At 70.5% G+C, this 11,266-nt stretch carries 9 protein-coding genes and 1 pseudogene; 4 read left to right on the top strand and 6 right to left on the bottom strand.

Going from position 1 to position 11,266, the window contains the following annotated elements:
- Positions 1-87 precede the first annotated feature (87 nt).
- The 3 genes and pseudogenes from rpmA to MUN78_RS06080 all read right to left on the bottom strand — a co-directional run bounded on the left by rpmA (position 88) and on the right by MUN78_RS06080 (position 3,199).
- Complete coding sequence (gene rpmA / locus MUN78_RS06090) at positions 88-342, bottom strand: 50S ribosomal protein L27 (protein ID WP_244693629.1); 255 nt, start codon at positions 340-342, stop codon at positions 88-90.
- A 32-nt stretch (positions 343-374) separates the two neighbouring features.
- The gene (gene rplU / locus MUN78_RS06085) at positions 375-683 is read right to left on the bottom strand and encodes a 50S ribosomal protein L21 (protein ID WP_244693628.1); all 309 of its coding nucleotides are present in this window, start codon (positions 681-683) and stop codon (positions 375-377) included.
- A 147-nt stretch (positions 684-830) separates the two neighbouring features.
- Positions 831-3,199: pseudogene (locus MUN78_RS06080) on the bottom strand (Rne/Rng family ribonuclease).
- 271 nt (positions 3,200-3,470) lie between these two features.
- Here MUN78_RS06080 and MUN78_RS06075 point away from each other — a divergent pair.
- A complete protein-coding gene (locus MUN78_RS06075) occupies positions 3,471-4,082 on the top strand; it encodes a vitamin K epoxide reductase family protein (RefSeq protein ID WP_244693627.1) in 612 nt (203 codons plus the stop codon).
- A gap of 10 nt (positions 4,083-4,092) precedes the next feature.
- On the opposite strand, the gene coaE is transcribed toward MUN78_RS06075, so the two are convergent.
- Entirely contained in the window at positions 4,093-4,713 is a 621-nt protein-coding gene (gene coaE, locus MUN78_RS06070) for a dephospho-CoA kinase (RefSeq protein ID WP_244729459.1), read from the bottom strand.
- A gap of 61 nt (positions 4,714-4,774) precedes the next feature.
- On the opposite strand from coaE, the gene MUN78_RS06065 reads away from it, so the two are divergent.
- Positions 4,775-5,371 (top strand): DUF4126 domain-containing protein, encoded by a 597-nt coding sequence (locus MUN78_RS06065; RefSeq protein ID WP_244729458.1) that lies wholly within the window; start codon positions 4,775-4,777, stop codon positions 5,369-5,371.
- 149 nt (positions 5,372-5,520) lie between these two features.
- On the opposite strand, the gene rpsA is transcribed toward MUN78_RS06065, so the two are convergent.
- Positions 5,521-6,966, bottom strand: coding sequence for a 30S ribosomal protein S1 (gene rpsA, locus MUN78_RS06060; protein ID WP_244693624.1), 1,446 nt, complete (start codon positions 6,964-6,966; stop codon positions 5,521-5,523).
- Positions 6,967-7,138: 172 nt separating this feature from the next.
- On the opposite strand from rpsA, the gene MUN78_RS06055 reads away from it, so the two are divergent.
- A complete protein-coding gene (locus tag MUN78_RS06055; RefSeq protein ID WP_244729456.1) occupies positions 7,139-8,068 on the top strand; it encodes a pseudouridine synthase in 930 nt (309 codons plus the stop codon).
- Positions 8,069-8,084: 16 nt separating this feature from the next.
- Here the strand turns inward: MUN78_RS06055 and polA are convergent, their stop codons facing one another.
- Complete coding sequence (polA, locus tag MUN78_RS06050) at positions 8,085-10,709, bottom strand: DNA polymerase I (RefSeq protein WP_244693622.1); 2,625 nt, start codon at positions 10,707-10,709, stop codon at positions 8,085-8,087.
- An 87-nt stretch (positions 10,710-10,796) separates the two neighbouring features.
- Here polA and MUN78_RS06045 point away from each other — a divergent pair, with 87 nt between their 5' ends.
- Positions 10,797-11,219 carry a hotdog fold thioesterase gene (locus tag MUN78_RS06045; RefSeq protein ID WP_429952318.1) on the top strand — a complete coding sequence of 141 codons (423 nt, stop codon included), beginning with the start codon at positions 10,797-10,799 and terminating at the stop codon, positions 11,217-11,219.
- Positions 11,220-11,266: the final 47 nt, after the last annotated feature.

The following is an 11,266-nucleotide window of genomic DNA, read 5'->3' as shown; positions in this document are numbered from 1 at the left end:
CCTGCGGTTCTTCCACACAGGACCGGCGACTCCCGCCGGATACGGCAAAAGGCGAGCCGAAGCCCGCCTCGCCGTTGTCGGAACCGCTTACGCGGCTGCGACGATGTTGACGACCTTGCGGCCGCCCTTCACACCGAACTCCACCGCGCCTGCGGCGAGGGCGAAGAGGGTGTCGTCACCGCCACGACCGACGTTCGCGCCGGGGTGGAAGTGGGTGCCGCGCTGGCGGACGATGATCTCGCCGGCGTTCACCTGCTGGCCGCCGAAGCGCTTCACGCCGAGACGCTGTGCGTTCGAGTCGCGGCCGTTGCGGGTCGAGCTGGCGCCCTTCTTATGTGCCATGGGTCTCTACTCCTTGAGTCGTATCCGGAGGATTACTTGATGCCGGTGACCTTGAGGCGCGTCAGATCCTGACGGTGCCCCTGGCGGCTCTTGTAACCGGTCTTGTTCTTGTAGCGCTGGATGACGATCTTCGGCCCGCGGAGGTCCTCGAGCACCTCCGCCGTCACCTTGACCTTGGCGAGCGCCGCGGCGTCCGTGGTCACCGTGTCGCCGTCGACGAGGAGCACGGCGGGCAGCTCGAGCTTGCCCTTCGCGTCACCCGCCACACGATTGACGGTGATGATCGAGCCGACCTCGACCTTCTCCTGACGGCCGCTTGTGCGCACTACTGCGTAAACCACTTGTCACCCTTTTCTCGAGGAACGTATTCCGAGTCGAAGCGGCCGTGCCGGCTTCGAAGTCTGAGGTATCCGCCACCCATCGGAGTGGCACCAACGCTCAATAATATCGTGGATCACCGAATTCGGTCAAATACCGCGTTCCGCGTGTCACTCCTGGTCCCCCGCCTTGCGCTTGACCGTGAGGTCGAGCGCCTCCGCGAGGGCCCGTCGCGCGGCTTCCTTGGGGTCGACGGCAGCGCGATCCTCGCCCGCCGTGTCCGCGCCGCGGGGCTGGCCGCCGCTCAGGGGCGCGGTCGACACCCGGCGGTTGCGGGCGCGGCCCGTGCCGGCGACCGGCGCCTCGGGCAGCGCGTCGAGCACCGAGTCGAGGAGATCTCCGGCGGGCGCCCGTCCGGCCGGTTCGCGGGACTCGCGCGGCGCACGCGCCTGCACGCGCCCCGTCGGCCGCTCGCCGGGCGCATCCGCGGCGCGATGCTCGTCGGACTCCGCGGGCTTCGCCGGGTGGAGCGTCGACGCGGCGACCTGCGCGAGCATGTTCTTCGCTCCGTCGGTGATGGCGTGCGTCTGCGTCTTGGGCTCGGGGTGGGCGTGCTGCTGCGGCTTCCCGCCGCGCTTGGGCCCGCGAGCTCCGCCGTCGCCCCGGTGCCTGCCGACGGGCTCGTGGTGCACGATGACGCCGCGGCCGGCGCACACCTCGCAGGGCTCGCTGAACGACTCGAGCAGCCCCAGGCCGAGCTTCTTGCGGGTCATCTGGACGAGTCCGAGCGAGGTGACCTCGGCGACCTGGTGCTTCGTGCGATCCCGGCTCAGGCACTCGACCATGCGGCGCAGCACGAGATCGCGGTTGGACTCGAGCACCATGTCGATGAAGTCGACGACGATGATGCCGCCGATGTCGCGCAGCCGGAGCTGGCGCACGATCTCCTCGGCCGCCTCGAGATTGTTCTTCGTGACGGTCTCCTCGAGGTTCCCCCCGAGCCCACGAACTTGCCGGTGTTGACGTCGACGACCGTCATGGCCTCGGTGCGGTCGATGACGAGCGACCCGCCGGACGGAAGCCACACCTTGCGGTCCAGCGCCTTCGCGATCTGCTCGGTGACGCGGTACTCGTCGAAGATGTCGCGCTCCCCCGCGTAGCGCTCCACGCGCTGCATGAGGTCGGGTGCGACCTGGGAGAGATAGCGCTCGATGGTCTCGTGGGTCTCGTCGCCCGCGATGAGGAGACGATGGAAGTCCTCGTTGAAGACGTCGCGCACGATCTTGATGAGCATGTCGGGCTCCGAGTGCAGCAGCACCGGTCCGCCGCCCTTCGCGACGCGCGCGCTGATCGACTCCCACTGCCGCGTCAGGCGCTGCACGTCGTGCGTGAGCTGCTCCTCGCTGGCGCCCTCGGCCGCGGTCCGCACGATCACGCCGGCACCGCTCGGGAGCACCTCCTTGAGGATCTTCTTGAGCCGCGCGCGCTCGGTGTCGGGGAGCTTGCGCGAGATCCCGTTCATCGCGCCGCCCGGCACGTAGACGAGGAAGCGCCCCGGCAGCGAGATCTGGCTCGTGAGCCTGGCGCCCTTGTGCCCCACGGGGTCCTTCGTCACCTGCACGAGCACCTGATCGCCCGGCTTGAGCGCGTTCTCGATCTTCCGGGCGGTGTTGCCGCCCTCGAACTCCGACCAGTCGACCTCGCCCGAGTAGAGCACGGCGTTGCGGCCGCGGCCGATGTCGACGAAGGCCGCTTCCATGCTCGGCAGCACGTTCTGCACCCGCCCGAGGTAGACGTTGCCGATGAGCGACGATTCGCTGGAGCGTGCGACGTAGTGCTCGACGAGCACCTTGTCCTCGAGCACGCCGATCTGGACGCGATCGGCGGTGGTGCGGACGATCATCTCCCGATCGACGGACTCGCGACGCGCGAGGAACTCGGACTCGGTAATGACGGTGCGGCGTCGGCCGGCGTCCCGTCCGTCGCGGCGGCGCTGCTTCTTCGCCTCGAGCCGGGTGGATCCCTTCACCCGCTGCGGCTCGGTGACGACGGGCGCCTGGCGCTGCCGCGGCCGCGGGCTCTCCTCGTCCTCGAACTGCCCGCCGGAGCGGCGCCGGGTGCGGCGGGACGCTCCGGCGCCGCCCTCGCGCGGCTCCGCGGGCTCATCGACGGCGTGGTGCTGGTCGAGCAGTTCGTCGAGCTGGCGCAGCTCGCTCTGGCGCAGCTCGCTCCGTCGAGGGCGCGGCTGCACCGGCGGCACGTCGGGCGCGAGGAAGAGCAGGCGCGTGGTCGCCCGGAAGCGCTCCTGCGGCGTCATGTCGGCGAGCGGCAGGATGAGCCGGGGCCCGTCCGCGGGGGCTTCGCCCGGCGCGCCGTCTGCCGGCGCGCCGTCCGCGTCGTCGCCGGTCCCGACGGACTCCGCCGCGGCGCCGTCCGTCGGGACCGTGACGGCCGTCGCCTCCTCCGGCGACGCTCCCTCGATCGCGGCCTCGGCGCCCGATACTGCTTCGTGCTGTTCTTCTGTAGTGTGCTTCACCATCGCTGGTGTCTCCTCTGCCCGGGAGCCTCGTGGGTACTCCCGGAGACCATATTCGAGCGGCTGCTGCCGCAAAACCTGTTCTCCGCGGATGCCGGCATCCGCGCCCGGTCGCTGTGGGACCGCTGCCGACCTGGTGGCCGACGTCAAAGACTGTGCGTGCGGGTGCCGCAGGGGCCTCGCACCGCACTTCATTATGTCACGGCGCGGCCGATGCGCGCAGGAACGCCGGGTCGCGGGCGGAATTCGCAGCCTGGCGTCATAGGATCGCGGCATGACCACTGAGGCCCGCGCCGCCCGGCGCCCCGTCGCGTTCGCCGTCTTCTCCATCGTCGCCGGGGCGATCGGCTGGTTCGCGGCGTTCGAGCTGCTCACCGAGTACATCAAGACCCTGCAGAACCCGGACTACATCCCGAACTGCTCGGTGAGCGTCCTCGTCACCTGCGGCCCGAACATGGACTCCTGGCAGGGCTCGCTCTTCGGATTCTCCAACACCATCATCGGGGTCGCGGCGTTCGTCGCGCCCATCGCGGTCGGCGTCGCCCTGCTCGCGGGTGCGAGCTTCTCGCGATGGTTCTGGTGGATCTACCAGCTCGGGCTCCTCGGCGGCTTCGTCTTCATCGGCTGGCTCTTCTCCCAGAGCGTCTTCGTCCTGCACACCCTGTGCCCCTGGTGCATGGTGGTCTGGGCGGTGATGATCCCGCTGTGGTGGGTCTCGCTCGCGGTCCCGCACTCCTCCGGCCTCGTCCCGCTCACGGCATCGGGGCGGCGCGTCTTCGCGTTCCTGGCCTCGTGGTCGTGGGTGCTGATCCTGCTCTGCTACGTGATCATCGCGTTCATCGCGCAGCTGCAGCTCGACTGGTTCGCCGAGTTCTCCCGGGCCTGAGACCCGGCCATCACTCCGCGTCCGCGCTGCGGAGCCGGGCCCAGAGCCGATCGACCTGCGCGAGCGTCTCCTCCTCGCTGCCCGAGGTGTCGATGACCACGTCGGCCGCCGCGCGCCTGGCCTCGTCCCCCGCCTGGTTCGCGATGCGGGCTCGGGCCTCGGTCTCGCTCATGCCCCGCAGCGCGACCATCCGTTCGATGCGCAGCGCCGCCGGCGCCTCGGCGACGACCACGAGGTCCCACTCCGGCGCCGCGGCGACGTCCGAGGCGGACTCGACGAGCAGCGGGATCTCGTAGACGATCACGGCCTCGGGGTCGCGGCTCCGCGCCGATGCCACGGCGGCGTCGAAGAGCCGACGCACCTCCGGGTGCACGATCCCGTTCAGCTCGGCGAGGGCCTCGGCGTCCGCGAAGACGATCCGCCCGAGCGCCGGACGGTCGAGCGCGCCGTCCGCACGCAGGATCCCGGAGCCGAAGCGCTCCACGACCCGCGCGAGTCCCGGCGTGCCCGGCGCGACCGCGTCGCGCGCGAGCGCGTCCGCGTCGATGCGCACTGCTCCGAGCCGGGCCAGCCGCCTGCCGATCGTGGACTTCCCAGCGGCGATGCCGCCGGTGAGCGCGATGATGGTCATGGCCGCCAGCCTAGCGAGCGCCGACGGGCCGCGCTGCGTACACTGGCAGCGGAGGTGCCGCATGCTCGAGATCGTCACCGGGATCGTCCTGGCCGCCTCGGCCGGGCTGAACGCCTACATCCCGATGCTCGGTCTCGGCCTGCTCTCGCGCTTCACCCCCCTCGTCGAGCTGCCGGACGGCTGGGCGTGGCTGGAGAACGGCTGGTGCCTCGGCGTCCTCGGCGTGCTCCTGCTCATCGAGCTCGTGGTCGACAAGGTGCCGGCGCTCGACACCGTCAACGACGTCCTGCAGACCGTCGTGCGCCCGGCCTCCGGCGGTATCGTGTTCTCGGCGGGCTCGGCGAGCGACACCGTCGCCGTCTCGGATCCGGCGGCGTTCGTCGCCTCCGCGCAGTTCTGGCCGTTCCTGCTCGGCATCGCCGTCGCGCTCGTCCCGCACGTGCTCAAGGCCGTCGCACGGCCGATCGTCAACGCGCTCACCGCCGGCGCCGGCGCGATCGCCATGAGCGCGCTCGAGGATCTCGGCGCCGTCGCGCTCACCGTCCTCGCGGTCGTCGTGCCGCTCCTGTCCCTGCTGCTGCTGGTCGCCGTGGTGGTCCTCCTCGTGCGGCGGATGCGCCGCGCCCTGCGCGCCCGCGCCGCACGACGCCCGGTCTGATCCGGCCGCCGCCGGGTCCGTGATCGGTCCGTCGGCGAGTCCGACCCGGCCGTCGCCCGGCCCCGGATCGGCGCGGACGCGAACGGGCCCGGCCCTCGATGAACGAGGGCCGGGCCCGGACGGGTGCTCAGCCGCGACGCGGCAGAGCCTTAGTTGCCTTCGAGCTGCGCCTTCAGGGCCGCGAGCGCGGCGTCATCGGCGAGCGCGCCGCTCGACGCCGAATCGCTCGAGAAGCTCGAGGACGGCGCCTCGGCGGCGGGAGCGGCAGCGGCCTCGGCGAGCGATGCCGCGACCTGCTTCTTGTGAGCCTCCCAGCGCTCCTGGGCGGCAGCGTACTCCTGCTCCCACTTCTCGCGCTGCGACTCGAAGCCTTCCTTCCACTCCTGCGTCTCGGGATCGAAGCCCTCGGGGTACTTGTACTCGCCGTTCTCGTCGTACTCGGTGGTCATGCCGTAGAGCGCCGGGTCGAACTCGGTGCCCTCGGGATCCACGCCGTCGTTCGCCTGCTTGAGGCTGAGCGAGATGCGGCGACGCTCGAGATCGATATCGATGATCTTGACGAAGACCTCCTGGCCCGCGGACACGACCTGCTCGGCGAGCTCGACGTGCTGGCCGGAGAGCTCCGAGATGTGCACGAGGCCCTCGATGCCGTCCGCCACGCGCACGAAGGCGCCGAAGGGCACGAGCTTCGTGACGACGCCCGGGGCGATCTGGCCGATCGCGTGGGTGCGGGCGAAGACCTGCCACGGGTCCTCCTGCGTCGCCTTCAGCGACAGCGAGACGCGCTCGCGGTCGAGCTCGACGGAGAGCACCTCGACGGTGACCTCCTGGCCGACCTCGACGACGTCGGAGGCGTGCTCGATGTGCTTCCAGGAGAGCTCCGAGACGTGCACGAGGCCGTCCACGCCGCCCAGGTCGACGAACGCGCCGAAGTTGACGATCGAGGAGATGACGCCCTTGCGGACCTGGCCGGGCTTGAGCTCGGCGAGGAAGGAGGAACGGGTCGCCGACTGCGTCTCCTCGAGGAGCGCGCGGCGCGACAGGACCACGTTGTTGCGGTTCTTGTCGAGCTCGAGGATCTTCGCCTCGATCTCCTGACCCAGGTAGGGGGTCAGATCGCGCACGCGGCGCAGCTCGATGAGCGACGCCGGGAGGAAGCCGCGGAGCCCGATGTCCACGATGAGCCCGCCCTTGACGACCTCGATGACGGTGCCGGTGACGACGCCCTCGTTCTCCTTGATCTTCTCCACATCGCCCCAGGCGCGCTCGTACTGCGCGCGCTTCTTGGACAGGATGAGGCGACCTTCCTTGTCCTCCTTCTGGAGCACGAGCGCCTCGACGGGATCGCCGACCTGAACGACCTCGTCGGGGTTCACGTCGTGCTTGATGGACAGCTCGCGCGAGGGGATGACGCCCTCGGTCTTGTACCCGACGTCGAGGAGCACCTCGTCGCGGTCGATCTTCACCACGGTGCCCTCGATGAGGTCGCCGTCGTTGAAGAACTTCAGGGTCGATTCGACCGCTGCAAGGAAGTCTTCGGCCGAGCCGATGTCGTTGATCGCGACCTGCTTGCTCTCGGTCGTTGCGTTCGTCATGTAATTGGTCTCCAGAATGGACAGGGTATTCAGGCGGGGCGCACCGTCTGCCGGTCGGATCGCGATCGATCCGTGCGCGCACCCACATTCGGACATGGTTGAGTCGCCACACATGTGACGATTCAGTCTACCCCGGAGGTCCGGTGGAGACAAGCTCGACTAGGCTGCACGGGTGCCGCCGCGTTCCCCGCTCCCTCCCCGTCACGGACTCGACCCCGCCTGGCTGCGGACGCCGAGCCGGGTGCGCGGCGAGCCCGAGCCCTGGTCCACGATGGGCGCGTGGCTGCGGGCGGTCCTGCCGCCGGAGGCTGAGGTCGAGCTGCTCCTCGCCGAGCGCCGCTTCGCGTACGAGGACGGCGGCCGGCTCCGGGCCGACGACCCGTATCGCCAGCACGTCTTCGTGTGGTTCCACCGCGTGCTCCGCGACGAGCCGGAGGTGCCAGGCGAGCTCGCCGTGCTGCACCGCGACGAGCGCATCGTCGTCGCGGACAAGCCGCCCTTCATGTCGACGATCCCGCGCGGCCGGCACGTGCGGCAGAGCGTCGTCGTGCTGCTGCGCGACCTGCTCGGGCTCCCCGAGCTCACGCCGGCGCATCGGCTCGATCGCGTCACCTCCGGACTGCTCGTGCTCACGACCGAGCGCCGCTGGCGCGGGGCGTACCAGTCGCTCTTCCAGCAGCGCGCGGTGCGCAAGGTCTACCGGGCGATCGCGCCGCTCGTGCCCGGCCTCGAACTGCCGGTCACGGTGGAGGACCATCTGAGGAAGCGCCACGGCAGCTGGCAGGCCGAGGTCGTGCCGGGCGCGGCGCCGAACGCGCGCACGCACATCGAGCTCGAGGAGGAGTTGCCCGGCGGGCTCGGCCGGTACCGCCTGGCTCCCGAGACCGGCCGCACGCATCAGCTCCGGATGCATCTGCTCGGGCTCGGCGCGCCGATCGTCGGCGACCCGCTCTACCCCGAGATCCGCGAGGTGGACGTCGACGACTTCCGCACGCCGCTGCAGCTGCTCGCGAGCGGGCTGGCCTTCGACGATCCCGTCGACGGCGGTCCCCGGCGCTTCGCGAGCCGGCGCGCGCTGCCGCTCGCCGGCGCCGCGGACTGAGCGCGGCCGCGCGCGGCTAGTGGGCCGCGGCGTTCCAGTTCGCGCCGTGCCCCACCTGCACCTCGAGCGGCACCGAGAGCTCCGCGGCGCCGGCCATCTCCTCGCGCACGATGGCCTCGAGCGCGTCCCACTCGCCCGCGGCCACCTCGAACATGAGCTCGTCGTGGATCTGGAGCAGCATCTGCGAGGCGAGTCCCGCCTCGCGCATGCGGCGCTCGACCTGGATCATCGCGCGCTTGATGATGTCGGCGGCGGAACCCTGGATCGGCGCGTTGAGGGCCGCGCGCTCCGCGTTCTCGCGCAGCACCCGGTTGGGGCTCGCGAGATCGGGGAACGGCCGGCGGCGCCCGAAGATGGTCTCCGTGAAGGTGTCGCGCTTCGCCTGGTCCACGACCGAGCGCAGGTAGTCGCGCACACCGCCGAAGCGCTCGAAGTAGTCGACCATCAGCTGCTTGGCCTCGGCGGCGGAGATGTTCAGCTGCTTCGAGAGTCCGAAGGCGGAGAGTCCGTAGGCGAGGCCGTACGACATGGCCTTGACCTTCGCGCGCATCTCGTTCGTCACCTCCGCCGGCTCGACGCCGAAGATGCGGGCGCCGACGAATCGGTGCAGGTCCTCCCCCTCGTTGAAGGCCTGGATGAGCCCGGCATCGCCCGAGAGGTGCGCCATGATCCGCATCTCGATCTGCGAGTAGTCGGCGGTCATGAGCGTCTCGAAGTCCGCGGAGTGGATGAAGCCCTCGCGGATCCGCCGTCCCTCCTCGGAGCGCACCGGGATGTTCTGCAGATTGGGATCGGTCGAGGCGAGGCGCCCGGTGCTCGAGCCGGTCTGCACGAAGGTCGTGCGGACCCGTCCGTCCTCCTGCACCGCCTTGATGAGCGTCTCGACCATCTGACGCAGCTTGTTCGCGTCGCGGTGGGCGAGCAGGGCGTCGAGGAAGGGGTGGGGGTGCTTCGCCTGGAGATCGACGAGCGCCGCGGCGTCGGTCGTGTACCCGGTGCGCGTCTTGCGCGTCTTGGGCATGTCGAGCTCCTCGAAGAGCACCTCCTGGAGCTGCTTCGGCGACGACAGGTTCACCTCGCGCCCGATCGCGTCGAACGCCCGCTGCTGCAGCTCGGCGACGCGCGCGCTCAGCTCCGCGTGGTGCGCCTCGATGAGCGGCAGGTCGATCTGCACCCCGCGCCGCTCGAGGGCCGCGAGCACCGGGACGAGCGGCAGCTCGATGCCGCGGTAGATCTCGCCCGTGCGCGACTGGAAGCGCTCGACCGCCGCATCGTGGGCGCGCACGATGTACCAGGCCAGGGTCGCCGGGCCCGCGACGCTCTCCTCATCGGGCACGAGCTGATTGGGGTCGCCCTCGGGCACCTGCTCGCCGAGGAAGCGGAACGCGGCCTCCGCCACGCTCTTCTCCGCGGTCGAGGGACGCAGCAGCCAGGCCGCGATGAGGAGGTCGCCGTCGATGCCGCCGATGCTCGCGCCCGCCCGCGCGGCGAGCGCGAGCTGCTGCTTCGCGTCGAAGAACACCTTCGGGGCGTCCGAGGCGAGCCACTGCTCGAAGAGCGCGTAGTCGCGCCCGCCTGGCAGCCAGTGGAAGACGACCGAGGACTCGGCGGTCGAGATGCCGACCTCGTAGCCCTCGCCGAGCTCCTGGATCTGGATGCCGGGCCGTTCGTGCTTCGCGAGCCAGTCGCCGAGCTCCTCGTCGATGAGGTTCTTCGCCGCCGGGCGCTCGGGCACGAGCGAGGCCGCGGCCGTCGTCGCGCCGCCGCTGGGCACCTCGGCGCCCGCGAGCTTGCCGACCCGCTGCAGCAGCGTGCGGAACTCGAGCCGCGCGAACACGTCCTGCACCGCGTGCATGTCGATCTCGCCCCGCTTGAGCTCGTCGAGCTCGACGTCGAGCTCGACGTCGCGCACGAGGCGGTTGAGCCTGCGGTTGCGCTCCGCCAGGTGGGCGTGCTCGCGAAGGCTCTCGCCCACCTTGCCGCCGATCTCGTCCCGGCGTCTGAGGATCTCGTCGAGCGAGCCGAACTGGGTGATCCACTTCACCGCCGTCTTCTCGCCGACCCGCGGGATGCCGGGCAGGTTGTCGCTCGTCTCCCCGACGAGCGCCGCGATCTCGGGGTACTGCTCCGGGCGGATCCCGTAGCGCTCCATGACCTTCTCCGCGTCGTAGCGGGTGAGCTCGCTCACGCCCTGCTTCGACGGATAGAGGAGCGTCACGCGGTCGTCGACCAGCTGGATCGTGTCGCGGTCCCCGCTCACGACGAGCACCCGGTAGCCGGCCTCGGCGCCGCGCAGCGAGAGCGTCGCGAGGATGTCGTCAGCCTCGTAGTTCTCCTTCTCGAGGGTGCGGATCCCCATCGCGTGCAGCGCCTCCTGCAGCAGCGGGATCTGCCCCTTGAACTCCGGCGGCGTCTCGCCGCGCGTGCCCTTGTACTCGGGGTACTCCTCGGTGCGGAAGGAGTGACGGGAGATGTCGAACGCGACCGCGAGGGCGTCCGGCTGCTCGTTGCCGAGCAGGTTGATGAGCATCGCGATGAAGCCGTGGATGGCGTTCGTGTGCTGACCGGTCTGGGTCTGGAAGCTGTCCACCGGCAGCGCGTAGAAGGCGCGGAACGCCAGCGAGTGGCCGTCGATGATCATGAGAGTAGGCTGAGGCGTATTCGACACGTGCCCAGCCTACAAGCTGGGTCCGACAGGGAAAGGGCCCAGATGACCGCCACCCCCGCGATGGCCGCGATCCGCGGCGAGGACGGCCTCGCCTACCTCAGGAGGCGCGGCCTCGGGGCGCTCGCCGACAAGATGGGGATCGAGTTCGTCGAGTTCGGGCCGGACCGCGCCGTCGCGACGATGCCGGTGGCGGGCAACACCCAGCCCATCGGGCTGCTGCACGGCGGTGCCTACGTCGTGCTCGGCGAGACGCTCGGCTCGATGCACGCGAACTTCATGGCCCCGGAGGGCCATGTCGGCGTGGGGCTCGACATCAACGCGACGCACACGGGATCGGCGGTCGAGGGACGCGTCACCGGAGTGTGCACGCCGATCAGGATCGGACGCTCGGTGAGCGTGCACGAGATCGTCGTCTCGGACGAGGCGGGGCGGCGCTGCTCCACCATCCGGATCACGAACTTCTACAAGCGCATCGACGCCTGAGACGACGAACGCCCCGGCGGGGCCGGGGCGTTCGCGGAGCGGCGGGT

It is taken from the genome of Leucobacter allii, from assembly GCF_022919155.1.
Classification (GTDB): domain Bacteria; phylum Actinomycetota; class Actinomycetes; order Actinomycetales; family Microbacteriaceae; genus Leucobacter; species Leucobacter allii.
Note: the sequence above shows the minus strand (reverse complement) of the source record. Positions and strands in the feature narration are given on the sequence as shown.